The sequence below is a fragment of the Krasilnikoviella flava genome (assembly GCF_900167525.1).
Lineage (GTDB): Bacteria > Actinomycetota > Actinomycetes > Actinomycetales > Cellulomonadaceae > Isoptericola > Isoptericola flavus.
Window position 1 is genome coordinate 289,517 of sequence record NZ_FUZQ01000001.1, and the last position, 17,487, is coordinate 307,003.

12 protein-coding genes are annotated in these 17,487 nt (G+C 73.5%); 2 read left to right on the forward strand and 10 right to left on the reverse strand.

Translation table 11 applies throughout. From position 1 onward, the window contains the following. From glf to B5Y66_RS01175, 5 genes are all read right to left on the reverse strand, one after another. On the reverse strand, positions 1-1,137 hold the full coding sequence (gene glf / locus B5Y66_RS01155) for a UDP-galactopyranose mutase (protein ID WP_079569890.1): 1,137 nt from the start codon (positions 1,135-1,137) through the stop codon (positions 1-3). Between the two features lie 25 nt (positions 1,138-1,162). Then, positions 1,163-3,031 (reverse strand): glycosyltransferase, encoded by a 1,869-nt coding sequence (locus B5Y66_RS01160; protein WP_079571592.1) that lies wholly within the window; start codon positions 3,029-3,031, stop codon positions 1,163-1,165. A 10-nt stretch (positions 3,032-3,041) separates the two neighbouring features. Next, entirely contained in the window at positions 3,042-4,898 is a 1,857-nt protein-coding gene (locus B5Y66_RS01165; protein WP_079569893.1) for a glycosyltransferase, read from the reverse strand. 10 nt (positions 4,899-4,908) lie between these two features. Beyond that, on the reverse strand, positions 4,909-6,123 hold the full coding sequence (locus B5Y66_RS01170; protein WP_079569895.1) for a hypothetical protein: 1,215 nt from the start codon (positions 6,121-6,123) through the stop codon (positions 4,909-4,911). 123 nt (positions 6,124-6,246) lie between these two features. After that, positions 6,247-8,208 carry a peptidoglycan recognition protein family protein gene (locus tag B5Y66_RS01175; RefSeq protein WP_079569898.1) on the reverse strand — a complete coding sequence of 654 codons (1,962 nt, stop codon included), beginning with the start codon at positions 8,206-8,208 and terminating at the stop codon, positions 6,247-6,249. A gap of 158 nt (positions 8,209-8,366) precedes the next feature. Here B5Y66_RS01175 and B5Y66_RS01180 point away from each other — a divergent pair, with 158 nt between their 5' ends. After that, positions 8,367-9,728: a SpoIID/LytB domain-containing protein gene (locus B5Y66_RS01180; protein WP_079569900.1), complete on the forward strand. Its 1,362-nt coding sequence runs from the start codon at positions 8,367-8,369 to the stop codon at positions 9,726-9,728. Positions 9,729-9,776: 48 nt separating this feature from the next. Here B5Y66_RS01180 and B5Y66_RS01185 read toward each other — a convergent pair whose 3' ends face one another. The 5 genes from B5Y66_RS01185 to B5Y66_RS01205 all read right to left on the reverse strand — a co-directional run bounded on the left by B5Y66_RS01185 (position 9,777) and on the right by B5Y66_RS01205 (position 16,140). Next, positions 9,777-10,877, reverse strand: a complete 1,101-nt coding sequence (locus B5Y66_RS01185; protein WP_079569903.1) for a sulfotransferase domain-containing protein — start codon at positions 10,875-10,877, stop codon at positions 9,777-9,779. Between the two features lie 2 nt (positions 10,878-10,879). Further along, positions 10,880-12,802, reverse strand: a complete 1,923-nt coding sequence (locus B5Y66_RS01190; protein WP_079569906.1) for a glycosyltransferase — start codon at positions 12,800-12,802, stop codon at positions 10,880-10,882. A 103-nt stretch (positions 12,803-12,905) separates the two neighbouring features. Beyond that, complete coding sequence (locus B5Y66_RS01195; protein ID WP_139820661.1) at positions 12,906-14,348, reverse strand: polysaccharide pyruvyl transferase family protein; 1,443 nt, start codon at positions 14,346-14,348, stop codon at positions 12,906-12,908. 131 nt (positions 14,349-14,479) lie between these two features. After that, complete coding sequence (locus B5Y66_RS01200; RefSeq protein ID WP_079569912.1) at positions 14,480-14,698, reverse strand: Trm112 family protein; 219 nt, start codon at positions 14,696-14,698, stop codon at positions 14,480-14,482. Further along, complete coding sequence (locus tag B5Y66_RS01205; RefSeq protein ID WP_079569915.1) at positions 14,695-16,140, reverse strand: phosphomannomutase/phosphoglucomutase; 1,446 nt, start codon at positions 16,138-16,140, stop codon at positions 14,695-14,697. The genes B5Y66_RS01200 and B5Y66_RS01205 overlap by 4 nt, the downstream gene beginning before the upstream one ends. 103 nt (positions 16,141-16,243) lie before the next feature. Here B5Y66_RS01205 and manA point away from each other — a divergent pair, with 103 nt between their 5' ends. Beyond that, positions 16,244-17,452 carry a mannose-6-phosphate isomerase, class I gene (gene manA, locus B5Y66_RS01210; protein ID WP_245806844.1) on the forward strand — a complete coding sequence of 403 codons (1,209 nt, stop codon included), beginning with the start codon at positions 16,244-16,246 and terminating at the stop codon, positions 17,450-17,452. The last annotated feature ends 35 nt before the right edge of the window (positions 17,453-17,487 follow it).

Sequence of the window (17,487 nt, forward strand, 5' to 3'; positions counted from 1 at the left end):
TCAGGAGGTGAGCTGGTTGTCCACCATCGAGAGGGCGGAGCCGATGGCCATGTGCATGTCGAGGTACTGGTACGTGCCGAGGCGGCCACCGAAGTGCACGTCGCGCTCGCCGGCCATGAGCTCGCGGTAGCGCTTGAGGCGCTCGCGGTCGGCGGGGGTGTTCACCGGGTAGTACGGCTCGTCGCCGCGCTCGGCGAAGCGGGAGTACTCGCGCACGATGACGGTCTTGTCGCTCGTGTACTCGCGCTCCGGGTGGAAGTGGCGGAACTCGAGGATGCGCGTGTACGGGACCTCGGTGTCGGCGTAGTTCATCACCGGCGTGCCCTGGAAGTCGCCCACGGGCAGCACCTCGCGCTCGAAGTCGAGGGTGCGCCACGACAGCGACCCCTCGGCGTCGTCGAAGTACCGGTCCACCGGACCCGTGTACACGACCGGCACCTGACCCACGACCGCCTTCTTGTTCACCGGCTGCGCGTCGTCGAAGAAGTCGGTGGACAGCCGTACCTCGATGTTCGGGTGGTCGGCCATCCGCTCCAGCCAGGCCGTGTACCCGCCGGTCGGCAGACCCTCGTGGGTGTCGTTGAAGTACCGGTTGTCGTACGTGTACCGCACGGGCAGGCGGGAGATGATCGACGCCGGCAGCTCGCGCGGGTCGGTCTGCCACTGCTTGGCGGTGTAGCCCTGGATGAACGCTTCGTACAGGGGGCGCCCGATGAGCGACACGCCCTGCTCGTCGAGGTTCGCCGGCCGCCGGCCCTCCAGCTCCGCGGCCTGCTCGCGCACCAGCGCGCGGGCCGCGTCGGGGCCGTGCGCGGACCGGAAGAACTGGTTGATCGTGCCGAGGTTGATCGGCATCGGGAACACCTCGCCGCGGTGCGTGGTGTACACGCGGTGCACGTAGGAGGTGAACGCCGTGAACCGGTTGACGTACTCCCACACGCGCTCGTTCGACGTGTGGAAGAGGTGCGCGCCGTACCGGTGCACCTCGATGCCGGTGGCCGGGTCGGTCTCGCTGTACGCGTTGCCGCCGAGGTGGTCGCGGCGGTCGATCATGAGCACCTTGCGCCCCTGCTCGGCCATCCGCTCCGCGACGGTCAGGCCGAAGAGCCCGGTGCCGACGACGACGAGGTCGGTCATGCTTGCTGCCTCCAGGTCGGGTTGATCAGTCGGGCTCGTAGCCGCCGCGCAGGCGCGTGTACGCGCGGTAGCCGGCCTTGCGCACCGACTCGGGCACCACCCGGTAGCCCGCGCGGACCACCACGTTGCGCACCATCTGAGGGCCGGTGAGGAAGCCCTCCGAGTGCAGGGTGCGCTGCAGCGCGAGCTCGGACGCCAGCAGGCGCCGGCCGCCGCGGCGCGCGTACGCCCCGGCGCCCACGCGGTACAGCACCAGCGGGTCGACGACGTTGTGCGCGTCCGCGCCGCCCGCGATCATGCGGGCGAACAGCAGGTAGTCCTCCATGAGGTCCAGGTGCTCGTACCCGCCCGCAGCGGCGACCGCCGAGCGCCGGTACACGACCGACGGGTGGTTGAACGGGTCGCGGAACCGGGCCGTGGTCGCGATGGCGTCGCCCGTGGGCGGCACACGCACCATGCCCGGCGCGTGCTCGTCGTCGTCGAACTCCTGGATCGCGGAACCGACGATGTCGCACCCGCCGGCCACCAGCGGCACCTGCACGGCGAACCGCTCGGGACGGGAGATGTCGTCGGCGTCGGCGCGCGCCACGATCTCGTGCTTGCACGCCTCCAGCCCCGCCTCCAGCGCACGGGCCAGGCCGACGTTGCGCTCCAGCGGCACGAGGGTGACCGGCACGGCGGTGAGCTCGTGCAGGCGACCGAGCACGGCGGCGATCTCGTCGCCCACGGGCCCGTCGCGCACGACGACGACCTCGTCCGGGCGCAGCGTCTGGTCGCGCGTGACGGACAGGAACCCGCGCTCCAGGTGCGCCGCGTCGTCGCCCGCGTACACGGGCAGCAGCACGGAGAACCGGTGGTCGTCGAGCGGCCCGGACACGACCGGCGCCGCCGCAGGGGCCGCGGCCGACCGCCGGGCCGCCGGCCGCTCGGCGACGGCGTGGTCGGCGTCCTGCCCGAGCTCGACCCGCGCGACGCTGAGGGCGGCGGGGCCGACGCCGGCCAGCACCTCGGTGTCGGCGCGCGGCCGGCGCACGAGGCCGTGCCACAGCCCGCGGCCGCCGGACTTGAGCAGGGTGCCGCGGTCGGACGAGCGCGCGACGGTGCGCGCCCACCGACGCAGCGTGGACCCGCCGTACAGCAGTCGCTCCGACGGGGCGAGGGCGGACGAGCGCGTGAACGTCCAGACCTTGTTGCGCACCTCGTAGTAGAAGCGCGGGCCCGGGTCGTGGTCGGTGCCGACCAGGCGTGCCGTGCGGTGCTCGACGACGCTGCCCGGCACGTACAGCCCGGTGCCGCGGCGCAGCAGGCGGGTGGAGTACTCGAAGTCGTCGTTCCAGATGAAGAAGTCGCTGACGGGCAGCCCGTGCTCCCGCACCGCCCGCGCGTCGACCAGCATCGACACGAACGACATCGACCGCACCGGCATCGCGCCGGCGGCGCGCGCCCGCGACAGCTCGGCGGGCGACGCCCCCGGGCGGCTGCGGGGTGTGTTCATCGGGTGGTCGCTGCCGTCGGTCCACACGACGCGGCTGGCCATCGCGGTGACGTCGCCGGGGTACGCGTCCCGCGCTCCGAGCAGCGCCTCGAGCGCCGTCTCGGTCGGGACGGTGTCGTCGTCCATGAGCCACACCAGGTCGGCGTCGAGGTCCGCGACGGCGGTCGCGAGGCCGACGGCGAAGCCGCCCGCGCCGCCCGTGTTGCGCTTGAGCGCCACCACGTCGGGGGCGCTGGGGTGGGCGCGCGCCACCTCGAGGGCGTCGTCGGTCGACGCGTTGTCGACCACGACCGTGCGCTCGAGGGGCCGGCTCTGGGCGGCCAGCGCGTCGAGGGCCGCGCCGAGGAGCGCGGCCCGGTTGTACGACACGACGACCGCGACGACGGAGGGGGTGGACATCCGGACCATCCTAGTGGGGCGCGCGGGGTGCGAAGGTCGCCCGCCAGGTCCCCGGGTCGACGAGCCCGGGCGCGGCGGCGCGCCACCGCGCGGACACCTGCGACCACCGCAGCGCGAGGCGGGCGTGCGCCGCGACCGACGCGCCGGCCAGCCGCCAGAACCGGCGGGGGTCGCGGCGCAACCAGACGCCGGACGCGCCGTCACCGGCGAGCACCAGCACCGAGTCGTGGCCGGGCACCTCCCACCAGGTGGCCTGCTCGCGGGTCAGCGTGGCCCGCGGCGCCGGGCCGCCCGCGGCGGCGCGCAGGTTCCGCACCACCCCGCGCACGGCCAGCCCCGCGAGCGCCGCGGGCGACGCCGGCCTGGGCCCGGGCTCCCCCGCCCGGGCGCGCGGCGCGGCCGCGTCGAAGACCGGGTCCCCCGCGCGCCGCACGACCGTCTCGGGGTACTCCCGCCCGACGGCCCGCGCGGCCGGGACGACGCGCTCGAGGTCGGCGTGCAGGTCGCCCGGACCTGCGAGGACGTCGCGCAGGGCGCGCACGTGCAGGTCGACGGCGTAGTACCGCAGGCCGAGCAGCAGCTTGAGGTCGTTCGCGAGCAGCAGCGGCAGCAGCAGCGCCGCCCGCGGGCGACGGGCGTGCAGCAGCGCCGCGGCCACCCGGTTGCGCACGTGCAGGTACGCCTGCCACTCGACGGTGTCGTCCTTCTCGGTCCACGCCACGTGCCACAGCGCCGCCCCCGGGAAGGAGACGGTGGCGTGTCCGGCGTCCCGGGCGCGCAGCCCGAACTCGGCGTCGTCCCACTTGAGGAACAGCGGCAGCGACAGGCCGACGTCACGCAGCACGGCGGTGGGGATGAGGCACATCCACCACCCGTTGAAGTCGCTCTCGCCGCGGGCGTGCAGCCACGGGGTGTCGCGCAGCGTCCCGGCGGCCAGGTCGTGCCACTGTTGGTCCGGCTGCGGCGGCCCCCAGTTGAAGCTGCGTTCGTGCACCACCTCGCTGAACGAGTTGAGCACCGTGGGGCGGTGCAGGTCGAGCATGTGCCCGCCCACGACGACGGGCGTGCGCGCCGCCCGGTGGAACCGGATCGCGCGCAGCAGCGCCTCGGGCTCCACCTCGACGTCGTCGTCGAGGATGAGCACCGCGTCGGCGTCGGGGCGGTCCAGGGCCTCGAGCATCCCCCGGGAGAACCCGCCCGACCCGCCGAGGTTGCGCTGGTCGATGACGGTGAGCCGGTCGCCCAGGGCCGCGGCCACCTCGGCGTAGCCCGGGTGGTCGACGACGCGGCGCGAGCCCTGGTCGATCACGAGGACCGTGCCCGCCGCCTCGGCCAGCGGGGCGGACGCCGCGATCCGGCGCAGCGTCGCGACGCAGAACTCCGGCTTGTCCATCGTGGTGATCGACAGGCACACGTCCCCCGTGCGCCGCGGCGCGACGTCCACGAGCCACCGCGCGTCGGCGACCACGAGGTCCGTGTCGCCCGCGTCCACCTCGAACCACAGCCAGCCGCCGTCGGTCAGCCCGGACACGTCGGCGTCGATGGTCACGGTGGTCACGGTGGTCTCGCCGGGCTCGAGCGACGAGACGGCGACGACGGACGCGGCTCCGCCCGCGTCCGAACGCACCAGGCGCACGCTGCCGGCGCCGGTGGCCGCGACCTCCAGCCGCACGGTCGCGACGCCCGCCCAGCGCGCCCAGTACGAGGCCGGGAACGCGGAGAAGTACGTGGCGAAGCCCTGGGTGGCGCCCGCGGGGACCCGCACGCCGGCGTCCTCGACGACGGCGGGGCCGTCCTCCACGCACAGGGCGCGGCGGGCGTCCCCGGGGTCGGGGGTGGGCAGGATCAGCTGCTGGGCGAGGTGCACGCCGGCGAGCCTAGCCGCGCCGCAGGCGACGCTTGACGCGCGAGCCGAGCGCGCGCACGAGCTCGCGACCGCTGGCCTCCGACAGCGCGGGGCCGGTCTTGCGCCGGGCCCGGGCATCGGCCTCGAGCGCGGCGATCTCCTCCCGGGCGGTGGCGAGGCGGTCCTCCTCGCGCCGCCCCTGCCGGATCACCCCGAGGATCGCCTCGACGGCCGCGTCGATCGGCACGACGGCGCTCCGCATGGGCGGGTCCTCGGCGGACCGGACCTCGGCACGCAGGTGCTCCAGGTCGCCCACCACCCGCACGCCCGACGCGACGATCTGCTCCACGTGCGTCGCCGCCCGCTCCTGCGCGACCTGCGCCGCCCACGTGGGCAGCACGAGCTTCGTGTCGTGGTCCCCCGTCCGGCGGTACCGGAGCACCGAGGTGGAGGCCGAGTCGCGCAGCCACTTGCAGTACTCGAGCCAGGCGAGCTGCTTGCGCAGCTTGTGGTTGAGCAGGCGCAGGAGCTCGGCCTCCTCCAGGGACATCCCCCGGTTCGAGGCCTTGCCGTCCAGCTTCGCGGTGCTCAGCAGGCCGGGCTCCAGGCCGAGCATCGACTCGAAGGCGTCGAACAGCAGCTCCGGCGTCGACTTGTCGACCACCACCACGGTCACGTTCTGCGGGCCGAACGCCTCCGCCCAGCGCGTCACGACCCGCCCCTGGTCGATCCGGTCGCGGAACGACCGCAGCTCGTCGGCCGGGTCGTCGGAGAGCACGCCCCGCAACCACTGCTCGAACCCGGCCCGCTCCCCCTCCTTGGTCATCTGCTGCCACAGCGACGGCAGGATCGAGGCGTAGTTCCGCAGCGTGACGACGACGTGCGCGCGCTCCCCGAGCTCGGCCCGCCAGCGCAGCGCCGTCGCGTCGTCGGCATTGGCGCCGAACTCGTGCCCGACCCAGATCCGGTTGCCCGCGTCGCGGTCGATCTCGGCCCGCAGCCTGCTCCACGCCCCGTGCACCGGCGTGGTGTCCCAGCCCCAGGAGTGCCCCATGAAGTCGTTCACGGCGCTGCGATGGTTGACGGTGGTGCCGGGGTACCGGACGCCCTGGGCCAGGAGCTCCGGTCGCAGCGCGGCGGCGGCGTTCTGCAGGCTCGTCGTCCCGGTCTTCATCAGCCCGATGTGCAGGAGCACCGCCCGCTCGGGCAGCTGCAAGGACGTGCTCGGGGCCGTGCTGGTGGACATCCCATTCTCCTCCAGGACCCGACGTCGGGTCCCTCGACGCCGGGGGCTCGTGGCCAGCAGGCTACCGGCCCGCGCTGCGTGCCCGCTGGGAGCGCTTGCCGGCCCCCGGCGTCGAGCCTCGCCCTACCAGCGGGCGAGGGAGATCTGGCTGATCCTGACCTTCTTCCCGTCGCTGACCTTCCGCAGGGTCACGGTGCCGTCCGTGTGGTCCGGCAGCGTGACCGTGAAGACACGGTCGCCGTCGCGGGGCTTGCCGAAGTCGAGCGTGGCACGCACCTTGCCCGCCACCAGCACCTGCAGCTTGCCGTCGGCGGGGTTCGTCGGACCGCGCAGGACGACTCGCCGCACCTGGTTGGCGCTCTTGAGGCTGATCGTCTTGCCGCCCGTGGCCGTCTGGTACGCGTAGTCGCCGTAGTAGATCGTGTGGTTGACCTTCTTCCACCCGCTCGAGAACGACCAGGACTTGGGCATGATCGTCGTGCTGGTTCGCACGAGCGTCGTCATGGGCCCCCGGTGGTACTTCTGGCCGACGGCCCGCACGGCGATCTCGCGCGCCGTGCCGCGGTCGAGGTTCACGGTGACCGACGTCGCCGTCGTCGCCGACCTGAGCACGCGCCAGTAGTTGGTGCTGGGCATGTCGGAGCTCCAGTGCGCGTCGCGATAGAGCACCTGGTAGTAGCGGGCGCCGGAGACCTTCTTCCACTTGTACGTGGCCTTCGTGGACCACTGCACCGGGTACTGGGCCGCCGACGGCGCGTACCGCGTCGGGGCGGCGACCGCCCACCGCATGGAGCCGTACTTCTTGATCGCGGCCGCCTTGCGCGACGCCGCGCCGTTGCGCAGCGTGCCCATCTTCTCGGCGAGGTAGCGGCCCGGGCAGGCCGTCTCGTTGGTCGTGCGGTGCATCAGCACCGTGGGAACCCTGACCTTCGTGCCGGGCTTGGCCCGGGTCCCCGACCCGGTGCTGCCGCCGGTGAGCAGGGTGGTCGTCCCCTTCGGGTCGATCCGGTACTGGTACGACTTCCAGGCGATGACCTTCGCCATGGCCGTGAGCAGCGCGCTGGTGGGCCGGGCGGTGTCGAAGTTGCCCATGGCGGACACCCCGATCGTGCCCGTGTTGTACCCGCCGGCCTGGGCGCCGATCGGGTTGTCGACGCGCGCGTCCTTGCGGCCCTGGAAGATGTTGCCGTACTTGTCGACCAGGAACTGGTAGCCGATGTCCGGCCAGCCGCGCGACTTGGTGTGGTACGCGTAGATGCCGCGCACCAGCGCGGCGGACTGGCTCTCCCGGTAGCTGTTCGTGCCCGCCGTGTGGTGCACGTAGATCGCCTTGAGCGCCTTCGACGTCTCGGGCCAGCTCCCCGACAGCGACTCGTCCGCGCCCCACCCGGACCGGGTGACGACCGACGGGCGGATCTCGAATCCCGTGCCCGCGCCGGCGGAGGCGGCCGGGTCGGAGTCCTGCCCGACGTTGGCGTCGGCGCGCGACGTGCCCGGGTCGACGACGTCCACCTGGAGCCCGCTCGGCGGTGTCCCGTCGGCGGTGCGCACCCGGGCCTGCACGCCGTCGGCGCCGGTCGACACGATCGGCTCCGTCCCCGCGCGGCCGCCGTCGACGGTGACGCCGTCCAGGCCCAGGGACTGCCAGTCGCTCCAGCGGCCGTCCTCGCGCACCCGCACGGCGACCTCGGTGACCTCGCTCCCGGTCGCCTCGTCCCAGGTGACGCCCGCGACGAGGAAGTCCTGCGTCGCCGTGCGCTCGCTCAGCGCCGCCAGGTCGCCCTCGTCGGGCTCATTCTGCGTGAGCGCGGCGGCCGCGCCGTCGGGAGCGATCTCCTTCGCCAGCTCGGACTTCTCGGGGGCGACGTGCTCGTGCCCGACCGCGTCGTCGAGCGCCCCCTTCTGCTGCCGCGCGTCGGCGTCGATGCCGCGCACGGGCACGTGCTCCACGTCCGGGGCCACGGCGTGCGCCTCCGGCACCGGGAGCGAGACCGTGGGGAGCACCACCCCCGCGAGGGCCAGCGCCACGACGGTCGTCGTCGTGACGGCGGTCCGGGCCGTCTTTCGAGCCACGCGTGTCGTCATGCTCGTCTCCGCTCGTCCAGCTCTGGTCGATCATGGTCGCGCCGGGCACCTGACCCGCACGACGATAGGGACGGATCCGCCCGCCAGCACCTCGAACGGGGCGGGCGTCCTCCGGATGCCCGTGCGCCGCCCCTGGGGCACAGTTCTTGAGGGGGTGCATGACCATGACGCACGAGTTCTCGATCCAGCACACCGCGACGCCGCCGTTCCGACGGCGCCGGTCGCGCGCGCGGTCCGTCCTGGCAGCGGTCGTCTCCGGCGTGCTGGCCGCCGCCGGAACCGTCGTCGGGACGACGTCCGCGCAGGCCGCGGTGCCGTCCTCCTTCACGCTGACCGGCTCCGGCTTCGGGCACGGCGTGGGGATGCCGCAGTACGGCGCGTACCAGATGGCGCGGCAGGGGTCGGCCAGCTGGGACGTCCTCCAGCACTACTACTCCGGCGGCAAGGTCGCCTGGAGGACCACGACCGGCAACAACATCCTGGTCCAGGTCTACGGCAAGGACCCCGTGGGCCGGTCCGGCTACGGGGACACGAAGACCACGACCAGGGTCACGGTGAGCGGCGGCGACTGGCGCCTGGGCAACGAGGACGGCAAGACCCTGGCCGCCGGCACCGGCACCGAGACCTTCGACGTCACCGTGACGGCCGGCGGGCGGTCCCGGATCACGGTGAACGGCACCAAGTACTACGACCAGCTGCTGCGCATCAACTGGTCGGGCACCCGGTACTACAAGCCCACCGGGAAGACGGCGGTGGCGACGATCGCCGGGGCGCACGGCTCGTACAAGCACGGCCGGCTCACCGCGACGGCCCGGGGCGGCGTCCCCAACATCACCAACGACGTGCTGCTCAACACCGAGTACCTGTACGGCATCGCGGAGATGCCGTCGTCGTGGGGCCTCAACGGCGGTCTGTCGGCGCTCGCCGCGCAGGCCATCACCGCCCGCTCGTACGTCGTGACCAAGCCGCTCGCCGCCGCGTGCCGGTGCAACGTCGTCGACGACGTGCGCGACCAGTACTACTCCGGCTGGAAGAAGGAGAGCGAGGGGACGGGCGCCAGGTACGGCAAGGTCTGGAAGAAGGCCGTCGACGCCACCACGTCGAGCCGCACCAGGGCCCGGGTGCTGACCTACGGCGGCACGGCGGTCGCCGCGCACTACTACTCCTCCAGCGGCGGGCGGACGGCGAACTCGGAGGACGTGTGGTCGTCGCGCATCGCGTACGAGCGCTCCGTGTCCGACCCGTACAGCAAGGCGGCGCCCGGCAACTCGTACGCGTCCTGGACGCGCAAGCTCACCCAGGCGCAGGCGCGCACGCTGTTCGGGCTGGCCGACGTGCAGTCGATCAGGGTGAGCGCGAAATGGTCGAGCGGTCAGGCCCGCACCCTCACGGCGACGTCGTCGACCGGGAGGACGGCGACGGTCACCGGCAAGGCGGACACGATCCGCTCGAAGGTGGGCGCGCGGACCACGGCGGGCTCGATGCCCGCCGCGTGGATCACGAAGATCGCCGCCGGCTAGCCTCCGCCGGTCGAGCCCGTCGAGACTCCGTCCTGGGGTTCGGCGAGCTCAACCGGCGTCGACGGTGAACGCGTCGAGGTCGAGCCCGTGCGCGGCGAGGGCGCGCCGGGCGCGGCCGACGTCGGCATCGTCGAAGAACTGCTTCCACTGCCCGATCGAGCCGTCGCGCGTGAAGTAGCCGTCCAGCTTGACCACCATGGAGCGACCGGTGAGGTCCTCCATGGCGCGGATGGTGGAGATGTCGGACAGGGCGAGGGCGCGGTCGACGGCGTCGTCCACGAGCGGCAGGCCGAGGAAGCGCACCACCTCGCGGAAGCGCGCGCCCGGGTCCTTCTTGAGGTCCTCGTACGACGCGACGTGCACGTCGGGGTCGTCGCGGTAGCTGTCCAGGGTGAGGTAGTGCAGCGCGTACGTGTCGAGCATCGGCTCGATGACGTCGCGCGGGTGCGCGGCCTCCTCCCGGCGCTGCGGCCGCTGCTTGATCGTGTAGTGGTACAGCGACACGACGTAGTCGAGCGGGTTGCGGTACAGCATGATCTTGCGGCCGGGCGAGAAGGCGAACGGGTCGACGTCGTGCCGGAAGTGCTGCATGGTCACGTCCGAGACACCGTGCCCCGCCAGCAGCGCGCAGGGCGTGCGGTACGGCTCCGCCTCGCGGAACACCTGCCAGCGGTTGTTGCCGTAGAACTCCTGCTGCAGCTGGGGGTAGGAGATCGGGCGCTCCACACCGGGGGCGGCGAGGGCGCGCGCATAGTTGGTGAGGAAGAACCGCATCCAGTGCGTGCCGGACTTCTGGATCGTCGCGACGGTCACGAGGTCCGCGGCGTGCAGGCGGCCGAACGCCTCGGCGAAGGCGTCCCCGCGCTCGGCGGCGAGCGTCCCGAGACGCCAGCGGGCGACGTCGCCCAGGTAGCGCAGCGCCTCGCCCGGGTCCGGAGGCAGGGCCGCGACCACCGCGGCGTCCTCGCCGGCCCGCAGCCCGACCAGGGCGCCGGCGAGCCGGGCGTCCTTCGACGTCGTGCCGGCGTGCGCGGCCAGCGTCTCCCAGTCGCGGGTCAGCAGGGCGCTGCCCAGGTGCGGGGGCAGGTGCTCCTCCGCGGCGGCGCGGACCTTCCTCGCGGTGCGCGAGGCCGTGAGCCAGCGGGCCATCGTCACTTCCTCCGGTTCCGGTAGTACTGCACGAGGATCCCGCTGCCGACGGCGGCCGTGGCCAGCGGTCCCTTCGCCCGCTCCAGGGTGCGCAGCGCGTCGCGGCGGCGGCCCAGCCGCATGCTCGCGATCGCGAGCTGGCGCTGCTCGGCCGTGGTGAGGCTCCGCTTGCGCGCCGTCTCGCCGAGGAGCCGGGCCGCGGGCTCGGCGCGGCCGGCGGCCAGGTGCGCCTTGACCGCCCGGAGCACCTCGGCGGGGGGCTCGGCCGTCGTGGTCGACAGGTCGGTCTGGCGGCGCAGGTCGCGGATCAGCTCGTTCTTCTCGGCGCCCGTGAGGTGGTCGAGCCACTCCAGGTCGAGGGTGTCGTAGCGGTCGTCGCCGCCCGCCGGCTCCCACGGCTTCTTGCCCACGTAGTGCAGCACCCGCACGTCCTCGTCGTGGAAGAGCGCGGGGTGGTGGGAGAAGATCCGCTTCGTCGTGTTGTTCTCCGGGGGCAGGGCACGCCACGTGTCGAAGAAGATGTTGAGGAAGCCCTGGTCCCCGCCGTCGTACGACGGGGTGTGCGGCAGGCGGGACATCATCGCCTCGAACGTGGCGTACGACGGCGTGAACGCGAACACCCCGGAGTTGAAGACGCCGGGGTTCGGCGCGTCCAGGCCGGCGTCGGGGACGGCGGCGAAGTCGTCCCCGGCGAACAGGTCGTCGATGTTCTGCCGCACGACGGCGTCACTGTCCACATAGACCGCACGGTCGAGGAAGTCGAGCCGGAAGACGTGCAGCTTGGTGTAGGTGGCGGCGAACCTCTCCTGCACCTTCTGCGGTCGACCGCCGGCACCGTTCGCCCGCAGCACCGGGTTGACGATCGGCGGGACGTCGAGCGTGAGGATGCCGCTCGCCGCGAGCGCCGCCTTGTCGGCGTCCGGGGTGCACAGGGCGACCAGCGGCACGTCCGTGACCGCGCGCAGGGAGTTCGCCAAGGCCCGCGCCCCGTGGTGGTACGAGCCGGAGACGACGGTGACGAACGCGCAGCGACGGCCGTCGACCTCCTTCCACAGGGGCCCGTCGACCTTCGGCACCGTGAGGGCCTGGACGCCACCGGTGGCCGGCAGCTCGATCTCGACGGTGTCCTTGGTGGCGGCGACGCTCGACCCCTCCCCCGGCCCCAGGTGCGGGCGGCCGGCGGGCAGGTCCTCGGCCGGCGGCACGTACAGGTGCAGCATCTCCGACTGGCTCACCGAGCGGACGGTGGCGTCGGGGTACGCAGCGAGGCACGAGCGCAGGAACGCGAGGTCGGTGTCGAGCCCGTGCGCTGCCTCGTACCCGGGCGTCGCGTCCTTCGCCTGCAGGCCCAGCTCGGCCACCTGCGGCATCGTGTAGCCGTATCGCACGTCCTTGGACTCGTACAGGTCGATGCCCGCGAGGTAGATCTCGCGGAAGCCGACGCCCAGCCCGAACGCCAGGGCCTGCATGCCCGTCGTGGGCAGGCCCGGCCGGCTCATGAAGTGCCGCGCGAGACGCGGGTTGCGCGCCGGCACGCTCCACGAGTCCAGCTCCTCGACGTCGACCAGCGGCTCCAGCCCGTACCGGTCGCCGTCGCGGTGCGCGGCGTGGCGCATGGGCGACAGCACCCGGCGCACGTCGTAGCGGCCCGACCGGATCTCGTCCTGGAGCCGCTTCTCGAGCTGCTCGTGCGGCACGGCGCTGAACCACGCGTCGACGCGGTCCCCGACGTGGTAGTTGCTCTCCAGGAAGAACCAGTTCATCCGGAAGACCACGACGTCGGCCGGGATGCGGTGGTAGGGCGGCATCGCAGACGACGGCCCGTTGCCGACGATCAGCAGGGGCCGGTCCGTGAGGTCGGCGAACGACGTGATCTCCGGCTCGCCCGGCTCGCGGCCGAGCGGGACGCTCCGCATGGTGGGCATGGGGTGGGCTCCTGTCGGGTCGTACCTGTCGGTGCTGTCGGTGCGGTGCGGTGCTGGCGATGCGGTGCTGGGGATGCAGTGCTGGCGATGCGGTGTCGGCAGGTCAGCGCGGGCGCACGAGGCGGCGCGCCCGGTTCGCGGCCCGCGAGACGAGCGAGCCGCGCGCGAGGGAGGCGCGGAAGTCGCGCAGCGAGGCGCGCGACTCCTCGACCTCGGCCCCCAGCGTGCGGATCTGGGCGTCCTTCGCGCCGAGCTCGGCGTCCTTGGTGCGCAGCCGCTCCTCGGCGCGCGCCTTCTCCAGCGACGCGTCGTAGGTGCGGGCGGCGAGGCGCCGCTCCTTCGGCGTCAGCGGGGTGAAGGACGGCGCGACGGCGACGCCCGTCAGGCGCTCGTAGATGGTCGCGAGGTTCGCCAGGGTCGTGTCGTACAGGCCGCGCCGGGTCGCGGCGAGCTCGGCGCGCAGCGCGACGCGGCGCTCGGTGACGTCGTGGATCGTGGCGTAGAGGTCGTCGGTGAAGGTGTCCGCGCGCGGGTCGAGCGCCCACTCGGGGTGCCCGAGGTCGGTCGCGAAGTACCGCGTCTTGTGGTGCACGTACAGCGACAGCGGGATCGCGCCCATGCCGAACGGCACCATCTGCGCGTGCCCCCGCGTGCCGAGGATGACGGGCAGGTCGGCGAGATCCTGCACGCCCCGGAACAGCACGTCGCGGCTGCCCCACAGCACGCGCTCGGAGTCCACGAGCCCGCGCTCGCGCAGCACGTCGCCGAACAGCGTGTCGGCGCGGGCGTGCGGCACGCTCACCAGCTCCCAGCCCTCGCCGCGCAGCCGGGCGAGGACGTCGGCCTGGTCGGCGTAGATGCGGTCCCGGTCGAAGCCGGCCGCGATCTGCCGCTTGCCGACGATGGACTCCACGGCGAGCACTCGGCCGTCGCCGGCGGGCCCGGCGCGCCCGTCGAGGCGCTCGCGGTACAGGTCGGGGAAGAGGTACGACGAGATCGTCGTGGGGCACGGCTGGTACTCGACCCGCTCGGGGTCGTGGTCCACGTACTCGCGGACCGTGCGCACCGAGCCGTGGTTGCGCAGCCCGAAGAAGACGGACTTGTCGAGCGTCAGGTTGAGGTGCTCGCGGAACGGCTCCGCGAAGTCCTCCTGGTCGATGAACCGGTTGTTGCCGACGGCGAAGACGACGATCGGCACCTCGAGCCGGCGCAGCTGCTCCAGGGAGATGTTCCACTGCCACCCGGAGCGCGCGTTCGCGTTGGTGTCGCGCAGGAAGAGCCCGCCACCGCCCACGACCACGGCGTCGTAGTGCTCGTTGATGTGGTCCACGAGGCGCGGCCCGACCGGGTCACGCAGGGACCGGCTGCCCGCGACCTCGAAGGCCGCGCCCCCCGCGAAACCCTCGAAGGTCTCGCGGACGGCCTCGAACAGGAGCGTGTCGCCGTAGTTCCCGTACGTCTTGATGTCGAAGTGGAACAGGCGCAGGCGGCGCCCCGGTCGGGGTTCTCCGGAGGTCGGTCGCACGGCGGCGGCGTGAGTCGGCACGGCGCGAGCGTAAGCACCGGATGGCCGCCGCAAGGCCGGAATCCGGCCCGATCACCGGCTGCTCATCGACTGTTCATCTGCGGGCCAGCCGGTGCTCCGTGCGTGTTCTCCCACGGGCGCCGGGCCCTGGCTCACAGCGGGCGGGCGTCGCTCTCCAGCAGCACGGGGATGCCGTCCCGGACGGGGTACGCGAGGGGCCGCTCCGGGTCGGTCGAGCGCAGCTCCGGCTGCCCGTCGGGGCCGACCGCGTCGACCAGCTCCGCGCCGGTCACGGGGCAGCGCAGGATGCCCCGCACCCAGGGGTCGATCCCGGCCGCGCCGGGGTTCTCGGGTCGCGTGCCGTCGCTCATGCGTCCTCCGTCCGCACGAGCGACAGGACGTCGTCGCGCACCTTGATCATGATGTCCTCGTCCGCGGCCTCGACGTTGAGCCGCAGCAGCGGCTCCGTGTTCGACGCGCGCAGGTTGAACCACCACTGCGGGTGGCCGTCCCAGTGCGCCACGGTGAGGCCGTCGAGCTCGTCGACGTCGGCCTGCGGGTAGGCCGCCGCGTACGCCTCGCGCACCCGGGCCGTGGCCGCGGCGGCGTCCGCCACGGTCGAGTTGATCTCCCCCGACGCCACGTACGGGGAGTACATCTCCGCCAGCACCGACAGCGGGTGCGGCTGCCCGCCGAGCGCGGCCAGCACGTGCAGCGCCGCGAGCATGCCGGTGTCCGCGAAGAAGAAGTCGCGGAAGTAGTAGTGCGCGCTGTGCTCGCCGCCGAACACCGCGTCGTGCTCGGCCATCTGCGCCTTGATGAACGAGTGGCCCACCCGGGTGCGCACCGTCGTCGCGCCCGCGGCCTGCAGCAGGTCGGGCACGGCGCGGGAGGTGATGAGGTTGTGGATCACCGTGGGCGTGCGCCCCGCCTCGAGCTCCTTCGCCACCTCGCGCAGCCCCACGAGGGCCGTCACCGCGGACGGCGAGACGGGGTCGCCGTGCTGGTCGACGACGAAGCAGCGGTCGGCGTCGCCGTCGAACGCGAGGCCCAGGTCGGCGTCGTGCTCGACGACGGCGGCCTGCAGGTCGCGCAGGTTGGCGGGCTCGAGCGGGTTGGCCTCGTGGTTCGGGAAGCTGCCGTCGAGCTCGAAGTACAGCGGCACGACGTCGAGCGGCAGCGCGGTCAGCCCCGCGGCCGTGCCGAGCACCGCCGGCGCGGTGTACCCGGCCATGCCGTTGCCGGCGTCCACCACGACCTTGAGCGGGCGGATGCCCGACAGGTCGACGAGACCGCGCAGGAACGCGGCGTAGTCGGCGAGCGTGTCCCGCTCGCTGGTCGAGCCTGTCGAGTCCCGGTCCGTGGTCTCGACGGGCTCGACCGACGACGCGTCGTCGAGGATCCGCTGCGCCAGCTCGCGGACGTCGGCCAGGCCGGTGTCCTGCCCTACGGGCCTGGCACCCGCGCGGCACAGCTTGATCCCGTTGTAGACGGCGGGGTTGTGGGAGGCGGTGAACATCGCGCCGGGCGCGTCCAGCGCGCCGGACGCGTGGTACAGCCCGTCCGTGGAGCACAGCCCGATGCGCACGACGTCGACCCCCGCGGCCGTGACGCCCGCGGTGAACGCGTCGACCAGCCCGGGGCCGGACTCGCGCATGTCGTGCCCGACGACGACCCGGGACGCGCCCTCGGGCACGGCCACCACGCGGGCGAACGCCGCGCCGATCGCACGGGCCACCTCCGGCGAGAGCTGGTCGGGCACGGTGCCGCGCACGTCGTACGCCTTGATGATGGTGGCCAGGTCGATCGTCACGTCCCACAGCGTACGTGCCCCGCCCGCCGCGAGCGGGTGGTTCTGCGGGCGGACTTCCGGCCCGGGGCCCCCTCTCCGCGGCGCGTGTGGAAGTGTGGTGCCCGTGCCCGAGCTCTACCCGCTGGAGAACACCGTCCAGCACGCCGACTGGGGCTCGCGCACGCGGATCCCCCAGCTGCTGGGCACGGTCCCGGACGGCTCCCCGGCCGCCGAGCTGTGGCTCGGCGCCCATCCCAGCGCTCCGTCCCGGGTCGCCGGCGACCGCTCCCTGCTGGAGCTCGTGCGCTCGGCGCCGGACGCGATGCTGGGCCGCCGGGTCGCCGACGAGTACGGCCCCCGGCTGCCCTACCTGCTCAAGGTCCTCGCGGCCGAGCGGGCGCTGTCGCTCCAGGTGCACCCCAAGCCGCACGCGGCCCGCGCCGGGTTCAACCGGGAGAACCGTCAGGGCCTGCGCCCCGGCGACCCGGGCCGCTCCTTCCACGACGACCAGCACAAGCCGGAGATGGTGGTCGCGCTCACCGAGTTCGAAGGACTGGCGGGCTTCCGGGCGCCGCGCGCCGTCCTCGACCTGCTCGACGGGCTCGACGGCGACCTGGTGGACGCCGTCCGCGGGACGCTGGCCGCCGACCGCTCCCCGGCCGGCGTCAAGGCGGCGTTCTCCCGGCTCGTCGCCGCGCGTCGCGACCCGGGCGCCCCGGCCGAGGTCGCCACCACGGTCGCCTCCGTCGCCACCCGCCTGGCGGCGGGCTCGCCGTCGTCGCGCGCCGACGCGACCGTGCTGCAGCTCGCCGAGCAGCACCCGGGCGACCCGGCCGCGCTCGCGTCGCTGCTGCTCAACCGCGTGACGCTCGACCCCGGCCAGGGCCTCTTCCTCCCGGCGGGCGAGGTGCACGCGTACCTGTCCGGGCTCGGGATCGAGATCATGGCGTCCTCGGACAACGTGCTGCGGGCCGGCCTCACCACGAAGCTGGTCGACGAGGCCGCGCTCGTCGAGTGCGCGTCGTTCGTGCCGCGCCCGCCGCAGCCGCCCCGCACGCGGTCCGCGGGCGGGCGGGGACAGGTGACCACCTATCGCGCCCCCGTGCGGGAGTTCGCGCTGACCGTCGCGGACGTCGACCCGGGCGAGGACGTCGACCTGCCCGCCGAGGGCCCCCGCATCGTGCTGTGCCTCACGGGCGACCTGAAGCTCACCGCCCAGGACTGCCCCGCCCCCGCGACGCTGCACCGCGGCGGCTCCGTGTTCGTGCCGCACGACGCCGGGGAGCTGCGGCTGTCCGGCTCCGGCCACGCCGTCTGCGCCTGGGTGCCCTGAGCCGACGCCGAGGTAGTTCAAGTCTCGCCGAGGTA

Coding starts and splice junctions, on each gene's coding strand:
- B5Y66_RS01190 (WP_079569906.1), bottom strand. CDS start 12,802: ATGCCCACCATGCGGAGCGTCCCGCTCGGCCGCGAGCCGGGCGAGCCG.
- B5Y66_RS01180 (WP_079569900.1), top strand. CDS start 8,367: ATGACCATGACGCACGAGTTCTCGATCCAGCACACCGCGACGCCGCCG.
- glf (WP_079569890.1), bottom strand. CDS start 1,137: ATGACCGACCTCGTCGTCGTCGGCACCGGGCTCTTCGGCCTGACCGTC.
- B5Y66_RS01175 (WP_079569898.1), bottom strand. CDS start 8,208: ATGACGACACGCGTGGCTCGAAAGACGGCCCGGACCGCCGTCACGACG.
- B5Y66_RS01200 (WP_079569912.1), bottom strand. CDS start 14,698: ATGAGCGACGGCACGCGACCCGAGAACCCCGGCGCGGCCGGGATCGAC.
- B5Y66_RS01160 (WP_079571592.1), bottom strand. CDS start 3,031: ATGTCCACCCCCTCCGTCGTCGCGGTCGTCGTGTCGTACAACCGGGCC.
- B5Y66_RS01185 (WP_079569903.1), bottom strand. CDS start 10,877: ATGGCCCGCTGGCTCACGGCCTCGCGCACCGCGAGGAAGGTCCGCGCC.
- B5Y66_RS01170 (WP_079569895.1), bottom strand. CDS start 6,123: ATGTCCACCAGCACGGCCCCGAGCACGTCCTTGCAGCTGCCCGAGCGG.